At 60.3% G+C, this 16,656-nt stretch carries 12 protein-coding genes, 1 tRNA gene and 1 pseudogene; 7 read left to right on the forward strand and 7 right to left on the reverse strand.

Annotated features, from left to right (window positions below; translation table 11 throughout):
* The 3 genes and pseudogenes from M727_RS42725 to M727_RS0134130 all read right to left on the reverse strand — a co-directional run.
* Positions 1-597 (reverse strand): annotated as a pseudogene (locus tag M727_RS42725) (hypothetical protein); the annotation flags it as partial.
* A gap of 22 nt (positions 598-619) precedes the next feature.
* Positions 620-2,623 carry a hypothetical protein gene (locus M727_RS0134125; RefSeq protein ID WP_036264497.1) on the reverse strand — a complete coding sequence of 668 codons (2,004 nt, stop codon included), beginning with the start codon at positions 2,621-2,623 and terminating at the stop codon, positions 620-622.
* 147 nt (positions 2,624-2,770) lie between these two features.
* The gene (locus M727_RS0134130; RefSeq protein ID WP_027156247.1) at positions 2,771-4,849 is read right to left on the reverse strand and encodes a hypothetical protein; all 2,079 of its coding nucleotides are present in this window, start codon (positions 4,847-4,849) and stop codon (positions 2,771-2,773) included.
* 651 nt (positions 4,850-5,500) lie between these two features.
* On the opposite strand from M727_RS0134130, the gene M727_RS38870 reads away from it, so the two are divergent.
* Together M727_RS38870 and M727_RS0134140 are read left to right on the forward strand one after the other, a co-directional pair.
* Positions 5,501-6,211 (forward strand): response regulator transcription factor, encoded by a 711-nt coding sequence (locus M727_RS38870; RefSeq protein ID WP_245269176.1) that lies wholly within the window; start codon positions 5,501-5,503, stop codon positions 6,209-6,211.
* Between the two features lie 8 nt (positions 6,212-6,219).
* Entirely contained in the window at positions 6,220-6,702 is a 483-nt protein-coding gene (locus M727_RS0134140) for a hypothetical protein (RefSeq protein ID WP_027156248.1), read from the forward strand.
* A gap of 192 nt (positions 6,703-6,894) precedes the next feature.
* Here the strand turns inward: M727_RS0134140 and M727_RS0134145 are convergent, their stop codons facing one another.
* Positions 6,895-7,422, reverse strand: a complete 528-nt coding sequence (locus M727_RS0134145; protein ID WP_236389063.1) for a transglutaminase-like cysteine peptidase — start codon at positions 7,420-7,422, stop codon at positions 6,895-6,897.
* Between the two features lie 491 nt (positions 7,423-7,913).
* Here M727_RS0134145 and M727_RS42165 point away from each other — a divergent pair, with 491 nt between their 5' ends.
* The 4 genes from M727_RS42165 to M727_RS38880 all read left to right on the forward strand — a co-directional run bounded on the left by M727_RS42165 (position 7,914) and on the right by M727_RS38880 (position 12,670).
* Entirely contained in the window at positions 7,914-8,294 is a 381-nt protein-coding gene (locus M727_RS42165) for a hypothetical protein (protein WP_156941738.1), read from the forward strand.
* Between the two features lie 359 nt (positions 8,295-8,653).
* Positions 8,654-9,718 carry a hypothetical protein gene (locus M727_RS0134155; protein WP_156941739.1) on the forward strand — a complete coding sequence of 355 codons (1,065 nt, stop codon included), beginning with the start codon at positions 8,654-8,656 and terminating at the stop codon, positions 9,716-9,718.
* Positions 9,719-9,922: 204 nt separating this feature from the next.
* Complete coding sequence (locus tag M727_RS0134160) at positions 9,923-10,906, forward strand: hypothetical protein (RefSeq protein WP_198032757.1); 984 nt, start codon at positions 9,923-9,925, stop codon at positions 10,904-10,906.
* A 51-nt stretch (positions 10,907-10,957) separates the two neighbouring features.
* Positions 10,958-12,670, forward strand: a complete 1,713-nt coding sequence (locus tag M727_RS38880; RefSeq protein ID WP_198032758.1) for a GNAT family N-acetyltransferase — start codon at positions 10,958-10,960, stop codon at positions 12,668-12,670.
* A 59-nt stretch (positions 12,671-12,729) separates the two neighbouring features.
* Here the strand turns inward: M727_RS38880 and M727_RS38885 are convergent, their stop codons facing one another.
* The gene (locus tag M727_RS38885) at positions 12,730-13,794 is read right to left on the reverse strand and encodes a DUF2332 domain-containing protein (RefSeq protein ID WP_051505869.1); all 1,065 of its coding nucleotides are present in this window, start codon (positions 13,792-13,794) and stop codon (positions 12,730-12,732) included.
* Positions 13,795-13,930: 136 nt separating this feature from the next.
* Between M727_RS38885 and M727_RS38890 the strand changes: the two genes are divergently transcribed.
* Positions 13,931-14,863, forward strand: a complete 933-nt coding sequence (locus tag M727_RS38890; RefSeq protein WP_051505870.1) for a hypothetical protein — start codon at positions 13,931-13,933, stop codon at positions 14,861-14,863.
* A gap of 87 nt (positions 14,864-14,950) precedes the next feature.
* On the opposite strand, the gene M727_RS0134180 is transcribed toward M727_RS38890, so the two are convergent.
* Both M727_RS0134180 and M727_RS0134185 read right to left on the reverse strand, forming a co-directional pair.
* Positions 14,951-15,025, reverse strand: a tRNA-Glu gene (locus M727_RS0134180).
* 191 nt (positions 15,026-15,216) lie between these two features.
* A complete protein-coding gene (locus M727_RS0134185; protein ID WP_027156253.1) occupies positions 15,217-16,476 on the reverse strand; it encodes a D-Ala-D-Ala carboxypeptidase family metallohydrolase in 1,260 nt (419 codons plus the stop codon).
* Between the last annotated feature and the right edge of the window lie 180 nt (positions 16,477-16,656).

Genomic DNA, 16,656 nt, shown 5'->3' on the forward strand with positions numbered 1-16,656 from the left:
CCGGATCTCCTGCGTGGGCGGCTCGCCTACTCGCGCGCTCGGCTGGTCCTGATTGCCAGGTGCGTCCTTCGGTGCGTTCGGCGTCTTGCGTTCCAGCATTTCCGGCTCGGGCTTGCGCGCCGGCTCTTCCTTTGGTGATACGGCACGCTGAGCCGGCTCGGAGATCCGAGGGCTCGGTGGCCGGATGGGGTCGGGGCCTCTTATGCTGTCTGCGGCTGGAGCAATGGGCGTGGCCGGCGGCGGAGCCGAAGGCGCTTTTGCTTGCGGGGAGGGTGGTTGCACCTCGCGTTGCTGAGCGCTTCTATCACCAGGTAAAGGCGCGGTGGAAGGGCGCGCTTGTTCGGTGCCCTTGGCTGGCGTCGCGTCGCGAAGCGATGTTGGCGTTTCGGTTGGCCGGGCGTCCACTATGCGCCACAATTCGGCAACGACATCGTCCAGTTTTTCCACCGAACGATCGACCGCCCTGCTGTGACGAAACCAAGTCTGTGCGATCGGCTCGGCGGCGCTTCGCCCGACTGCTTCGCCGCCGTCATCCGGCCGATCCCATTCTGGTTCTTGGGCGAAAGCGCGCCCGGTTTGATCGCGATCTTCGGTCATTGCTGCCACCCCGGTTCGAAAATCACGCGAGAACGCTTTGCATCGGATCGGAATAGGTCTCAGGCACGAGCGAAGGATACGCCACGTTTTGAGAGGCTTCCGGCGCCAGCATGTCGTCATCGAGGAAAGCGACCGCTTCATTCACCAGCACGTCGGGATTCTGGCCGCCAAGATCGGGGCCGGTGGAAATCAGCTCCGCCTGGATGAGGATTTCGTCCGAATAGATGCCGCCGCCGACATAGGTCTTGCCGGTGGAATCCACGTCGGCAATGTAGGCATAATTGACCAGCGAGTTGGTTCCCGTCGAAATTGTCCAGTCCGCCTCCGGATGCGCCAGCGCATTCATGGCCAAGGCTACCTGATCGCTGTCGCCAAGAATGGTGGTCTGTTTGATGTATTGCAGATTGAGGATGTCGCCGGAGATGTAGAGCACGCGAATCGCCCCGATGCCCGCGAATGCGCCATCGTTCAGTATGTCGGAAAGGTCAGCTTTGCCGTTTTGCAGGCTTTCACACGCCTTGCGATAAGCTTCAGACATCGCCTCGAAGCGATCGCCGGCGCCGTAATTGACGATGTTGGCCTGGTTCCAAAGCAGATTGTCGCTGGTGGAGGCCGCGCCTTCGCCGGTTGTCTGGAAACCATCGACCGCGCCGATCAGGTCGTTGTCCAGGAGCACGTTCAACTGATGGATGATGTTGGCGTCATAAATGTTTCCGCCGACGACGATCAGGTCGTAATTGAAGCCCAGTTCGTCCAGCGAAATGTCGTTGGCCGCCGTGTTGGCGCCGGCTGTCACTAGCGTCTTGACTCCCGATGACGACAGGACGGAAACGTCATTGTCCATCATGAAGGTGTATTGCTGGATCCAGTTCATGATGAGCAGGTCGCCTTCGACCTCGGTGACAACCCAGTGCTTGGGGAAGTCACCCTGCTTGGCCTGCGACGCCGCAGCTTCCGCCGACGGATCGATGCGCTTGAACATCGCGATATTGAAGCCTTGGGTCGGATCGGTGGCGTTCAGGCCCCAACCGTTGATGGAGGAACTGACGAGGTCGCTGTCGCACGAGACGTTGATCTGAATGATCGCGTTGAGCTCGACATGGTCGCCCATCACCGCGCAAACCGGCGACTGCAGCCAGTTGTTGGCCATCGCCACGCTGTTGACGAGGAGATTGCCGCCGGCTTCCAGCTCGACCGAAACATCGATGTCGATGCTTCCGGACCCAGGCGTGTAGGAGGGTTGCTCGGCCTCTTCTTCCTCGTCCTCGTCCTCCTCCTCGGCTCGACGGTGCTTCTCCGGGAGGTGATCGTCGAGCTTGGGCGCTTCGTCCACGGATTGCCCATTGACGTAAGTGCCTTCGATGACGTCGGCCTTGACGACGAAAACATCGGCTTCGCCATCCGTTTCCTCCGGATAACCGTTGAGCCGTTCGCCGGCTGTCTTGATGACAGCCACTATCTCCTCGGACGAACCCGGCATTTCCAGATCGTCGATCGGCGACAGATCCGCCGCCGCGCCCAGCAAGGTTGCCATTTCGGCAGCATGGTCCGCTGCTGCAGGAGAGAATTTCAGGCCATGTCCGCCAGCGCCTGTATAGTCGTTGTCGGAGAGCCGGACCTCCTGATTGATAAGGACCGCCACCGAGCCAGGGGGCTCGATATGGGGCAGGATCAGGCGCGAAGGCGCACTCCCCATCGGGTACGCTTCCGGGGGAAGCAGGAAACCTGGATAGGCGACGTCCGGCTGCGGGATCGCAGGGATGTCTGGAGGAACGAATTGGAAATCCGACCAAGGTGTCGACAGGACAAGTTTTGGTGGGACTGGCGAATACTCGATGGAGGGAACGAAATCCTCCAGATTGTATCCTGCGTCGACGTTGACCGTTTGACTGGCAAGCTCCGGCGTTTCTTCCTCGACCGCCTGGGCCGCCTTGAATTCGTCATAGGCTTTCCTGAGACGGGCTTGCTCCAGCGTGATTTCAAAGAGTCCCACAAAGTGGCTGATCGCCTCGGTGATCTTGTCCATATACACGGAAGTTTCCTCCGGTTTTCGAGATCATCCGCGCCCTTGCCGGGTCGCGCTTCTCTTCTCTGGTTCGAAAGACTGCGCGAGGTTTTCCCCCGCGCAGTCCCTTTTTTGCAGGTCTCGCTGCGGCGAGACCGGCCATGCCAGTTATGTGGCGTCGTCTTCGCCAACCAGCGAGCTGGTGAGGTTGCCGCCCACTACAGTCATGTCGACCGAGTGGCCCTGCAGGTTTGCGCCCATGACGATCTGCTGGTTGAAGCCGTTCATGTCGATGGTGCCATTGGCGTTGGCCTGGCTTATGGCTTCGATGTGCTGGTCGTGGCCGATATTCGACCCCCAGCTGCCGCCGCCGCCGCCATCGCCAGCCGCGCCGCCGGTCGCAGTCGCTGCGCCGCCGTTGCCGCCAGCGCCGCCCGTGGCGTCGCCGCTCCAGGCATAGCCACCGTCCGCTCCGTCAGCCCAAGCGCCGCTGAGAGCAACCGCGCCCGTTCCACCGGTCGCCGTCGAAGCGCCGCCGGTCGCATCGCCGCCAGTCGCGTCGCCGTTCGTGGCCGCACCGCTGGCAGCTGCGCCACCGGTGTTGACGTTGCTTGCCAGGCCGCTGCCGGCTCCGCCGCTGCCGGCTCCGCCGGTTGCGTCGCCGCTCGTGCCAGCCCCACCCGCGCCGCTGTTGGCGCCGCCGCCGGCGCCGCCAACGCCAGAGCCAGAGCCAGAGCCAGTGCCGGAGCCGGAGCCAGCGCCCCCGGTCGAGTCTGCAGCGCCGCCAGTCGACGTTGCAGCGCCGCCATCGACGTCGGCGAAGTTGCCGGCATTCGCGCCACCGCCGCCGCCACCGCCGCCACCGCCGCCGCCACCACCGGTGTTACCGGCATCGGTGTCGCCATTCGCGGCGATCGGGATAGCTACGGCGACGTTGTCATCTTTAGACGACCAGGAGTCGGAGTCGCTCCCAGCCTCGGCATCGTCCATAAGCGCCAGGGCGACAGGTACCGCGGTCGAGTCGCCGCCGCGTCCGCCATTGCCGCCGTTGCCGCCGTCGCCGCCCTTGGCGTCGGCAAAGCCAAGCGCGCCAGCGTCGCCCCCCTTGGCGTCGGAATTGCCGCCGTCGGCCTTGGAGTCGCCGCCGACGCCGACGCCGAGGCCGAGGCCCAGGCCGAGCCCGACGCCGTCGCCGCCGTCGCCGCCCTTGGCGTCGCCGCTGTCGCCGCCATCGGCTTCGCCGCTGTCGCCGTAGCCGCCTTTGCCGTCACCGCCGAGGCCTGCGCCGACAGCCACGCCGGACGCGTCGCCGCCCTTGGCGTCGCCGCTAACCGCGATCGGCACGGCGTCACCGCCATGAGCGTTGCCGCCGTCGGACTTGGCGTCAGCGGAGCCGACGACAATCGGCACGCTCACGGCCACACCGCCGCCCTTGGCGTCGCCAGCCTTGGCGTTGCCGCTATCGGCATCGCCGCCCTTGGCGCCGAAGCCGCCCAAAGCGACCGAATCGCCGGCATGGCCGCCGTCGCCGCCGGCATCGATGCCTTCCTCGGACTTGGCGTAACCACCCTTGGCGTCGCCCTTGTTGCCGAAGTAGCCGTCATTCTTGACCGTCGCGCTGCCGAGATAGTCGTTGTCCTTCATGTCGCCGGTCTGGTTGATAATGGTGGCGCTGTGGCCATTGCCGGCTCCGGCAAACGCACCGTTCAGGACGTCCGAGAAGCTGACGTCGTCGCCCGGATCGAAGCTGATGTCGCCGTCGCGGCTGAACATCATGACGCCGCCGAGGCCGACAGCCACGTGGTCGAGGTCAGCGAAATCGTCGTCCGACTTTCCGTCGGAGGACGCGTGGGCGCTAACACTGGCTTTAACATCGGTGTTAACGTTGTTGGTGTTGGTGTTGGAGTTGTTGTTGTTGCTATTGTTGCTATTGTTGTTGCTGCTCGAATTGCTATTGTTGTTGTTGTTGTTGCTGGTCGAATTGGCCGTAGCGTCAGCGTCGCCAATGCCGATGCCAGCTCCGATACCCACGCCTACGCCGACGCCGACACCGGTGGAGTCAGCGTCGCTCTTGGAATCAGCGTCGGATTTTGCGTCGGCATCGGATTTGGCGTCGGCGCTGGCGTCGCTCTTGGCGTCGGCGCTGGCGTCGCTCTTGGAGTCAGCGTCGGATTTTGCATCGGCTTCGGCATCGGCGACGTCGCCGATGAACTGCCAACCGGTGTTATTGTTGGTGCGAGTAGTCATTGTCGTTCCCTCGGTTAGGGGCCGCGACAACCGAACCACATTCATTCTGACGTGGTCTTGGGCTGCTCGCGGCCGTTAAGTTTTCATGTGGTTGGTTTTGGATCGCCTGCGCCTAGGGGACTAAGGCCGGAGATCCGGTCATCGTCTGTTTGTACGGCGTCACCTCCCTTTGACGGGGGAGCGAGGCAGCCAGATTGCGCACGAGTTACCGCCTGCGCCGCCCAACGGTGCGGTCGCTCGCTGCTCTCGTGAATCTCTGGATGTTCCCCAAACTCCCAATTCGGAACATTGGAAGTCTGTGGCCGTCAGCCGTAAATTGTAAGCTGATAGTTGGAGCTAGCCCGTTTGGGACGAGCTGCTCGCCATGAAGGGTTAAATCCTGGACGGAAGACCAGGTCGGCAGCAATCGTGAATCGCGGACAGTTGCGCGCCGCGCCGCGGTGTCCCAGCAATTGCCTAGCTCGTCAGGACTATATTTTTTCGCCTATTTTTGAGTTAGGAAGTCGTTAACGTGTGTCGTCCGGGTTAGGGGTTCCCGGCCTTTTGTGAGTGTTCGTAGACAGGTGGGCCATGAGTGGGGTGGATGGGGTGGAGGCGAGCGGACGAGGTCGAGCTGAGACAGCCGATAGAGAATCCTGGGCCCGACGAACCTTGCTGTTCATCGCCCCCGACGACACGATCTCCGATAGCCTGGTGCATGCCGTCGAAAGGGAATTCCCGTGGATCGGGGCTGAGCGCGTTCGCGACCTGTCCGCCACCTGGACTGCGTTCGATCCTTCGGTTTCCCTCATTCTGATCGATGCGGTGTTTCTGAGCGAAATCGATTCCTGTTCCGCCCAGCTGGCCCGCTTCCACCCGGCAGCCATGACCGCTGTGATGCAGGACGACGGCAGGAGACCGCTTTCCCCCGATGAGATCTTTGCGTCGCGAGTGGTGCGCGGCGTGCTTCCCATGAACCTGAAGCTGGATGTGTGGCTTTCCGTGATCAGGCTCATGCTGCGCGGAGGCGAATATTTCCCCTTGGCCATGTTTCAGTCGTACCTGAACAACGGCGTGCCGCATGGCGACGCGAAGGAAGCGAAGCCCGCCATCAAACGACAAGCCGCACTCGAGGAGTCAGGCCAGCTGACATGTCGGGAGAGTCAGATCCTGGAGATGGCGTCGCAGGGACTGCAGAACAAAACCATAGCGGCCGCACTTCGCCTTTCCGAACACACCGTCAAAATTCACATGCACAACATCATCAACAAGCTGGGCGCCCACAACAGGACTGAAGCCGCAGCCCTTTTTCATGCCAGACGGGTAGCGGCCGCTGGAATGGTTCCCGGTGCGGATCGCCCGGTGATCTCAACTCTCACGTGAGCAGGTCGATGCCACGCTTCCAGGAGATTTTACTGCTTGTTGGTCAATTGAACTACACATGGACCAACACAGAAAGCTTGCTGATTTACCTGATTGCCGGTCTGGCGAAAGTAGACAAGGAGACTGCGATCGTCATTTTCCTGACGCTGAACACCACGCGCGCACGGATCGAGCTGGTCGAGCGGTTGGCGAAGATGGCGGGAACACCGGTTGAATGCCGACGCCAGGTCCTGGAGATCGCCAGTCAGCTTACCCGGCAGGGAAAGCTGCGCAACAAATACAGCCACTGCATCTATTCGTTCGACGAAACGGGAACGCACGCGAGCACGCAACTAATGCGCATCTTCGACAGCAAGGATGCAATCAAATATGGGAAGATCGAGGAGCTCGACGATTCCGAGATGAAGCGGATCAGCGCCTCCATCCAGGCGATCAGCGCAATCAACAAGGATATTTGGCGGGTCGTCGAAAGCAATTCCTTTCCGCATTGAATTGCTTGCCCTGTGATGCCGCGCATCGAGGTTGACGTGGGCCACGATCAGGCCGCCGTGACGTCCGCCTGGACGCATTATCGCGCAGAATCGGTGACGGTCGCGGCCAACCGCCGGGCTGAGGACGCCAGATCGAAGATAGATCTGGTTTGCGCGCGGCGAAATCGACGCGGGGCGATCAAGGCACGGGTGTCAGGTTCTTATCCGCGTCCACTTGCCGTTTTCGGACTGGGACTGCCGAGCAAAATAACGGTACGACGTCCGTGACCAATTCCTGATCGCGCCCGTCCTGTTGTCCAGCACCAGATCGCCCTGGTTCGTCCGCACCGTCAGGACCGTATGACCTGCGCCGCCAAGCGTCGCAACGGTCAGCAACATGGCGGATGCGGGCCACCCGCGTTTCAACAACTCGGCTTTCTTGAGGATGGCGAAATCCTCGCAATCGCCTTCGCCGGTCGGCAAGCCCCAGACGTCGGCTCGGCCTGCGGAGTCTCTGTCGCCTCTCTCCTTGATGCGGCGATTGACCGACTTGTTCACGCTCGCAAGTTCCGCTTCCAGTCTCGGCGTGAGTTCGACCGCTTTGACCTTGCCGCGGGTGCTGCAGAGCGCCGGATCGCTGGCGCAGAATTTGTAGAAGGCGGCCGGTGCAAAGGCGTAGCCTTGCGTGGCCATCTTCGTTGCTGTTCCGGTTGTTTGATTGCTGCAGCCGGCCAACAAAATGGCCGCCGCTAGAAGCGCCGCTGAACGAATCACTGAGTGTCCCCTTTTGGTGGGTCGGCATAATCCTTATGGGGATTGGTAAATCAACCCTGAGAATCGCGATTGCGCAGGAACAAATTGTTTGCCATACTTAACAAAGTGTTACCGATGGTCGGTAATATTGACCCTTCGCGCAACCAAAGGGGACGGGAGCGCCTTTTTTCCCTCAAGGAGGAAGAAAATGCACCTGTACCCTGACGTCTCGAGCACGATTCTAAGAATACTGCTCCTTTCATCCGCTGCCTTCACGGTGGCAATGATCACACCGGCAACCGCACAGCAGAGTCAACGTCCTCGGCTTGCGGCTGCACAGTGCCAACCTCTCACTGAAGCCAATTTCGCGCTTTGCTGTATTGCAGCCAACCGCACCAGCATTCTTTCCGCCGCGCAAATCGACATGTGCCCGCCGGTCACCACGGCCCTTATCACCGCCGCCTTGAACGATGGCGGCGATGGTGACGGCGGCAATGGCGGCGGCGGCGGCGGCAATGGCGGCGATGGTGACGGCGACGGCGATGGCGACGGCGATGGTGACGGCGACGGCGATGGTGACGGCGACGGCGGCAATGGCGGCGGCGGCGGTGGTGGCGGCGGCGGCGGCGGCAGCGGCGGCAGCGGCGGCAGCGGCGGCAGTGGCGGCAGTGGCGGCAGTGGCGGCAGCGGCGGCAGTGGCGGCAGTGGCGGCAGTGGCGGCGGCAGCGGCGGCGGCGGCGGTGGTAGCGGCGGCAGCGGCGGTGGCGGCGGCAGCGGCGGCTAGCGACCCCACCAGATATTGGCTCGATAATCGCGAAGGTGAGCGTCTAAAGGCGCTCACCTTCCGTTTGGGATACTGAACTGGAGGGCCGGCGCGAGGCTGACTATCGGCCGCGAAGCTATCTTCACTCCTCCGCGCCGGGCTTGGTCGCAGACCGGCCCTTCAATTGCAGCGACAAACCAGGATCTTCACGGCTCTCTACGCTCATTTGGAGCCCGGCCCTACAGCCGAGGCCGTTGCCACCGCATAGACCCTGCCATTACAGTCGACGGTTGAAGAGCAGCCCAAAACTCGATCAATCTCGGCGAAACCATGTCCGCCCACCGGGTTCAAACCTCCAAACGCCTCATGCCGAAGACGAGCTTTCATCGCGCCGAACGGTCTCCCGAACGACGGACGGACGTGTCGCTGCCGGAGGAGATGGCAAGGATCCGAGACTTGGCGGAAGCCTGGATAATCCGCAATATTGGAAAAAGGGGCCTGTTTACCTACAGTATTAATCCGTATACGGGCGAGAAATCTGAAAAAAACAATGAACTAAGACAGCTTATGTCATCGCGCACGTTGGCGGAAATGAGCGTAGGAAATATCTCGCTTCGCCCTGTTCATCGCCGGAATTTGTCGTTCATTATGAATACGTGGTATAGGGAGGAGGGTGGTATTGGTTATATTGAATATGATGGCAAGTCAAAGCTCGGGGCAAATGCGATTCTGCTTCGCACATTCGCGGCAAGCCCTCATTTTGGACAGTTCCAGTCAAAGGCTAGTGCAGCCGCGGAGGGCATCCTTGCGCTCCAGAATGCAGACGGGTCCTTTCGCCCTTGGCTAAAGGAGCCGAATTATTCCTTCGACGCAAAATACCTCTTAACATTTTACTCAGGGGAAGCATTAGTAGCTTTGCTGGAATATTATTTCCGGACTGGATTAACCCGTTATTTCGACGAAGCGGCGCGCAGTGCAGAATTCTATTTAGATGAATATGTCCGCAATATCGCAGATAATTATTACCCGGCATACGTGCCTTGGCACACCATCGCTTATCGGCATCTATATGAGTTGACGAAAGCCGATAAATTCGCCGAGGCGGTGTTTACTCTGAACGACAAATTGCTTGAACTTCAGGACCGGTCGTACAGGATTGGTCGATTCTTCAATCCAGCAACCCCTCAGTACGGCCTTCCGCACGCGTCCTCGGACGGAGTTTATACCGAGGGGCTGGCTTATGCATTCGAGATGGCGCAGCGGACAGGGGATGAGGTGAGGGCAGGGCGATACCTTGACGCTATTATGCTCTCGTTGAAAAACATCGCATCCTTGCAGTATAGAGAAAAACTGGATGAATCTTCTCTTCCTTTTTATGCGTACCGAGGAGCCATCAGGACCAATGCAGAGAAAAATAGGTGGGCTCGCATAGACAATGCCCAGCATACGATAGACGCTATCCAAGCCTTGGAGAATTTTCTCGGAAGCAAGCAGGCTTCTACATTCGAGCTGGGGCTTTGACTCCCGTCAAAGGACGGCCGGGAGCCCCGAACTGCTCCTGCGTTTCTTCACCGGGCAGTGCGGCCAGCATCCCAGTCTGGATCTGTATTCAACGCCACCCAAAATATTGCCCGTGGTTCTGCTTGACCGGCTCAAGCCATGATGCAAGCATGGAAAAGCGTTTTGAACACATCAGGCTCATAAATGCCGACGTTGGAATACCTGTTGACCCCATCGCCGGAAGAGCTGGCGCAAACCCATGTGCTGTTTTTGGCGCGTCATGCCCTCGACTCCAGCCCGGAGCGCAGGGCCAAGTACGGCTACCACGTCGTCTACCATGCCATCATGCTCGAAACGCTGCGCGGGCTGGGTTTCAGGGTCACGCCGGCGAGCGAGCACGAGGTGCTGTTCGGGCCTCTCGACTTCGATTTCCTCTATGCCATTCACTCGCATGCGATATTCGATGGTCACGAGCTCCTGGCGCCGGCAATCGCGGCCTATCGTGGCGTCCCGTGTCTCGGCGCATCGGCGTCAAGCCGGGCGGTCTCGGAAGACAAGGTATTGGCCAAGCAACTGGCTGCTTCGCTGGGGCTCGATGTCGCCAAGCACAGGATCATGCAGCCCGGTGAGGTCAGCAATGACAAGTTCAGCCTCCCCGGTTCGTGGATTGTCAAGCCGCGAGGGGGTATCGCTTCCGACGCAATTGTAAAGGTCGAGAATGAAGCGGATTGGCGGGATGCGCTGACAACCATCTCGGATCCGCGTCACGGCGGCCGTGAATTCATTGCAGAAGAGTTTGTGCCGGGCCTCAATCTGACGGTTCCAATTGTCGAGGGCTTCCCCCCGGGTTCATTGGCGGTCTTCGAGGAGCGCGGCCGCCCTGGCGACAATGTTCTGACCAATGAAGCAAAGCGAGGGCTCAACAGTTCCTACAAGTCCGCTCCTTACGACGGACCGGGAGCTGAAGAGGTTTCGGAGGCAACCGCACGAATGGTGGCCGAGATGTCGCCATTCGATTATGCCCGCTTCGACTTCCGTTATGATCCCGACACGCGCCGGACCGTTTTCATCGAAGTGAACATCGCCTGCAACATGGCGCCGGCCTCGGCGGTCTATCGTTCGGCCGCCCTGCATGGGATCAAGTATGAAGAACTGGTGGGACATGTTTTGACGCACAGTCTCAGGCGTCAGAGAAAGCGGCAAAGATAACCGCAACGCTCGATAAGGCACTTCAGTGATGGTCAGCGCATGCAAATCGATATGGTCGACAAATTCGAAGCGTTGGAGCCGCTGAGAGAGAATTGGGACCGGATATATGACTCCGATCCGGAGGCGAACTTCTTCCTGTCGTGGCCATGGATGTCGAATTGGCTGCGACGCCCAGGTTGGGTGATTTTGGCCGCGCGGTCTCCCGGGTCGAACGAATATGTCGCCTTCTTCCCTTTGCAACTCGTCACCGGGCTTGATGAGCAGGCGGGGTTTTATAGCAGCATAAGGATGGCCGGCTCGTATTTCGCCACCTATACGGGCTTCATCTGCGTTCCCGAATTCGAAGAGCAAGTCATTTCGTCGTTCGCCGGTCGCCTGCAGGCGCTGAATTGGACGACGTTACACTGCGACGACATTTCGATATCGGCCAGGCGCCGTCAAATGCTGCTTGGAAGCTTTTCTGACAGCGATTTTGTGAAGGAAAAGATTGAACGACGTCGCCATACAACCCGAACAGGCGAAAACATAAATCATGACATCTATATGTATGTCGATTTGCCAGCCGATTGGGACGAATTCCTGGATGGCAACCTTGGCTCGAAAACCCGTCGTGATGTCCGCCATTTTCTTCGTCAGGTCGAAAATAGCGGAGAATACCGGATAAGTGTGGCGGACTTCGAGACAATCCAAAGCGACCTGGAGGTTTTCTATCAACTTTGGCTTGCGCAGTGGGAGGCCAAAAGCCGCGTCTATGCTCAGAGTGTTATTGCCAACTGCCGCCATATGTTACTTGAGTGCCACAAGGCGGGTGTGCTGTTCTCGCCCGTATTATGGAAAGGCGATACTCCATTAGGAGTACACATTGCGTTTATCGACAGGTCGAAGCGTTCACTCGTCTGTTTCCTCGTCAGCCGCAATCTCGCAATTCGGAAGCCTCCACCGGGCTTGGTGCTTCACGCCTACAGCATCCGTTGGGCAATTCAAAACGGCCTCAGGACTTACGACCTTGGCACTGGAGATTTTTCGTACAAGTACAGTTTCGGATCGAAGGAGCGGCTTGTAGAGGGTGTCCGGATCGACTCCACCAACAGCCGCGGAAACAGGCTGGATCGAAGAAGCCTTCCCTCGGTGATTTCGTCGGTGGGAAAGCTGCGTCAGGAGGGGAAGTTCCATCTGGCCGAGCGCGGTTGCAGGCAGGTGCTCGAAACTGAACCGAGCAATCTGGAGGCGCGCCGGCATCTGGACGAGCTTGTGGCGGCTAGGCGTATTGAGGAGCAATTTGCGCGTGCGCTGCAATGCCATCGGAGCAAGCAATTTTTGGATGCCCAGAGGATTTATCTGCAGGTACTGGCAGCAAATCCCCGGCATTACGACGCTAATTATCTGTTGGGCGTTCTATGTCTTCAGGCCGGTCGGCATCAGGCAGCGGACACCTACCTGGCTCGCGCCACTGAGATCAATCCGAAAGCCGCAGCTGCGTACAACAACAGGGGGCATGCCTTGCGCGGCCTGAAACGGTATGACGAGGCTCTCGCGTGCTACGAGAAAGCCATCGGGGTGAAACCCGATTTCGTGCAGGCAATGAACAATCGGGGGGTGACGCTGCGGGCGTTGGGGCGCATTGATGAAGCACTCGCCAGCTTTGACGAGGCGCTGACGCTCAAACCGGACTTTGCCAAGGCCTTGTCCAACCGCAACGAGTTGCGTGTGCCCCTGCCGCGCGACCGTTTGTCCATCGCCGATGATGTGGACACGTTAGAGTAAAGCGCACCGCGTTTTGCATCTGGTCAAGGACAGGAATGGCCGGGTAAACCGTCGAGCTGCTAACCTTTCCACTCCATCGATAGCCCATGCGGATCGCAGACCGCGAGCGTTTTTACCCTGCGCTCGCCATTGAAGTATCTGCTGACCTTGAGAGGATTGAACGTCTCAGTGGGGTTGGGGTGTGCGACCTCGCCTTCCACGGTGACGCGCCAGACCGGCGCCGTCTTGCTCGCCTCCAACAGGATATCGTTTATGCGTCGGTGTTGATCGCCAGAAAGCTGATAGCCCATGATCGTGTGATACACGCACCGGGCTTGATAAGGCGGAATCTCCGCCAGCGCAGAGCTCAGGTTCAACACGGCGTCGCCGCCTTTGATCCGGGGCGGATGCGCGGCGGCGACCTTCAGGGCGCCATCCAGTTTTGTAAGCCGGTCAATGCGCTCGGGCCAGACAAGCGCCTTGAGCCACCGGCGTTCATTTTCGTCCCGAACATCGGTCGGATAAAGTTCGAGGCCGATCCTCGATGAAACGGGGGGCGGGAACATCCCCAAAACAGGCACGCCAGGCCCTTCAAGGATGCAGGAAAGGACGAAATCCGCATCGGTCCACCGCTCCAGCTTCGGAGCGCCGTTCCCGTCCGTATACCGATATCCATAGCTGTCGAAGTTCAGGTTCAGGCCGGCGCTGGATCCGATCTCGACGAGGCCAAGGGGAGAGGCGGCTTCGCGCGCAACCAGATCGAATGCGGGCAGCAGCAGCGCGCTGCGGCCAGCCTCGTTGGTGTTGGTGGCGCGCTTCGCGATGATGTCGACGAGTTCGGCTTCGTGGGCACCGCAAAAAGCGGCGAAAAGTTCGAATGCGCGATCGTCGGCCGGCCGCGTTCCGCCCAGACTCGGATAATAATCCTTGAGAGGATGGTCGACGCCGCCGAGCAGGAGATACTGTACCGCGCCGAAGACAAGGTTCGCCGCCGGCTGACCCTTCCTGCGCCCCGCCGCCAGGCGCTGCAGCGCGACATTGTCCGCAATCCCAAGCGACAGCTTTTCATAGAGGGGAGAGCCTCCACGACGAGACTCGTTGGCAAAGAAGCGGTAATAGTGAGCGCTTGTTTCAAACACCACCATAGCACGTACCTAGCGGGCAATAGATGTCTTGGATGTGGATTCCACCTGTATTTGCCTTAATGCTTTCGGCCCAGCGGGTCAAGGAACCGGGCGAACAATAGAGGCTTTCGAGCATACATTCCTGAGAGGCTGGCGGATGAACGAAACCGTGGATGATACACCTTCGGGATATACTGTCATTGACGGCGCCTTTCGCGACGAATCGCGCAGCCGTTCGGTGCCGTACCGGCTTTATGCCCCCGCTTCCCTCTCCGGCGCTTACCCGGTGATCCTTGTGTCGCATGGCATTGGCGGATCGCGCGAGGCGATGCCTTACCTCGGGCGGCGCCTGGCGGAAAGCGGTTACGTGGCGGTGCACCTGCAGCATACCGGGACGGACAGTTCGATCTGGCAACAGGCAAACTCTCTTGCGGAAGTCTACCGCATTCTTCGTGAAGCCATGTGGGACGCCAATGCGGCGCGCGCGCGATTTCAGGACGTGCCCTTTGCCCTGCGCGAGCTTGCGCGCATGAACGGCGAGGGGCGGCTCGCCGGCCGCCTGGATTTGACACGCATCGGCATGGCCGGACACTCTTATGGAGGCGTCTCGACGATGGTTGCAGCAGGGCAGAGAATGGGTCCGGGCGGGCAGTGGTCGTTCAAGGAGCCAGGAATTCGCGCTGGCCTGGTCATGAGCCCGAACATACCCATCCAGGGCGGCGACTTGGTCGCCCTTTACCGCGATATCGATATCCCGCTGTTTCACATCACGGGGACGAAAGATGGCAATGCAGTGCCCGGCAACAAGGAATTCGATCCGATACAGCGGACCCTTCCCTACGAAGCGCTGACCATCCCTCATCAATATCTGCTCGTTCTCGGCGGTGCTGAGCACAATGCGTTTTCCGGCCTGAAGCACGGACCACACGCCCACGGCCCCGAGGAGGAGACCCGCTACACGCGGATTGTACAAGACGGAGCAGTGTCGTTCTTCGATGCCTACCTGAATGGGAAAACGGCGGCTCTGGCGGCTCTTCGCCAAACGTTTCGATCCAGCCTTGAGCCGACCGACAGGTTTGAATGGAAATAGCGGGAAGTCCGCCAGTGTTCACTGACAGTTATTTGAACTAGGTTCGACGTGGCAGGACGGGGAAGTAGCTGACTGCCTGAAAATCTCTGGTACGCCCAAGGGGAATCGAACCCCTGTTACCGCCGTGAAAGGGCGGTGTCCTGACCGCTAGACGATGGGCGCGCTCAGATGTGAGCGCTTATAGTTGCGTTGCACCAAACCGGCAACCCGTCTGCCGCTACCTGCGACAACTTTTTTCGGTGACCGCAAAACCGCGCATTTTCGGCGATTTCCCCCTGGTTCGACGCGGCACCGTATGCCGTCCTGAGACGGCACACGGCGGGCGTTGCATGGACGAGAGGGAGAACCAGCCTTTACCGCCGCCGACGGCAGCGCCAGTTCCAGTCGCGCTCGGGACCGACGTCGATGTGGACGGATTCGGTATGGCAGTAGGTGCCGACGCCGCCGCGCCCTGGCATGCTGCGGATGTAGCTTGCCAGTTGCGCTTTCGAGACGCCTGGAACCTGGATGTCGGCGGCGGCGCAATACATGTGCAGCGAATTCTTGGCGCCGTTGGCGCGGCGGTTGCGGGCCGGATCACGATAGCCGGAGGTGACGATCATCTTCTTGCCGTAGTGGCCCTCGATCGTCTTCAGCACGCGGACCAGCGAAGGTTTCAGGCAGGCAACGTCGACATTCTCGGTCTGCTTCAAAAGACCGTTGGGCGCCAGCCGGGCAAGACCGGGAGCGTATGCCACCTGATAGGCGCCGCCTTCATCCTCGTTCAGATCGACGTCGCTGTCGTCGTCGAGGCCGGATTTGCGCTTGATCTCGAAAAGTGCGGTCTTGCGCACGCCAGGCAGCGCGTCGTCGGTGAAACGGCTGGTATCGCCGAGCGAAGCCAGTTGCACCGGCTTTTCAGCTGATTTGGCCGAGGCCAGGGTGATGGCGGGTTTCGCCGCCGCCTTGGGCTGAGCCGACTGGGGCTGTGAGGCCTTGGGCTGCGCCGCCGGCGGTTGCTCGCCCGACCTGTTGCTGGCCTGCGGGGCAGGTGCTGCCGAGGCGGGCGTGGCGCTGAACAAAGTGGCGAAGAACCCCTTCTTCTTCGGCGCATAGGCCTGCGGCTCTGCGGCGGTCACATAGACCGGGTTGTTCATCGCCGGCGCGGCGGACTTCGGCGCGGCCGTGCCGGCCTCGGCGGTTTCAGTCTTCTGCGCAGCAGCGTCGGCCTGTTCAACCGTCTGCGCCGCCTGTGGCTGCGGCGTCTGGCCTGCAGCCGTCTCTGCGCCCGCTTTAGCCGGGACGGGGAAGCCGGCATCCGATTTGGTGCCTCCCTGGAGCGCCTGCGCCCCTGGCTTGGCCGCTGGCACATGAGCGACCTGCTCGGGAAGGCTTGCGTCGCCCTTGGCGGTCATCGTCATTTGTGAAGTCGTCATCTGCGACGATGAATCAGTGGTGACCTGTTGGCTGCCGGAGGCTGTGTCCGGTGCCGAGGCATTGTAGCCGGGCATGCCGACGGACAGGGATGGGTCGCCGGCCGAGGTGCAGGACGCCAGGAGCACGGAGAAAAGCGCGGCCGCAATGGCGCGGCTTTCTCCCTTCGCGAGGCGCGATCCTGCTGATTTCAAAACCAAATTCCCCCTCGATGTCCGGTCGGTACTTCATTGGCGGCACCGAAACGTCTCGCCGCAATAAACCCTTGTCCCCGAACGGAAACGAGACCTGTGTCAAATCCGCAAGCCCCAGAGTAATTCGACGGCTAGAGAAGAATCGGGAGCGCTTAAGGGTTGACGACACCATTTCGCCCTCTTTTA

It is taken from the genome of Mesorhizobium sp. WSM2561 (assembly GCF_000513915.1).
Lineage (GTDB): Bacteria > Pseudomonadota > Alphaproteobacteria > Rhizobiales > Rhizobiaceae > Mesorhizobium > Mesorhizobium muleiense.

Coding starts and splice junctions, on each gene's coding strand:
- M727_RS0134140 (WP_027156248.1), top strand. CDS start 6,220: ATGCCACGCTTCCAGGAGATTTTACTGCTTGTTGGTCAATTGAACTAC.
- M727_RS0134125 (WP_036264497.1), bottom strand. CDS start 2,623: ATGGACAAGATCACCGAGGCGATCAGCCACTTTGTGGGACTCTTTGAA.
- M727_RS38890 (WP_051505870.1), top strand. CDS start 13,931: ATGAACGAAACCGTGGATGATACACCTTCGGGATATACTGTCATTGAC.
- M727_RS38885 (WP_051505869.1), bottom strand. CDS start 13,794: ATGGTGGTGTTTGAAACAAGCGCTCACTATTACCGCTTCTTTGCCAAC.
- M727_RS0134130 (WP_027156247.1), bottom strand. CDS start 4,849: ATGACTACTCGCACCAACAATAACACCGGTTGGCAGTTCATCGGCGAC.
- M727_RS42165 (WP_156941738.1), top strand. CDS start 7,914: ATGGTGACGGCGGCAATGGCGGCGGCGGCGGCGGCAATGGCGGCGATG.
- M727_RS38880 (WP_198032758.1), top strand. CDS start 10,958: ATGGTCGACAAATTCGAAGCGTTGGAGCCGCTGAGAGAGAATTGGGAC.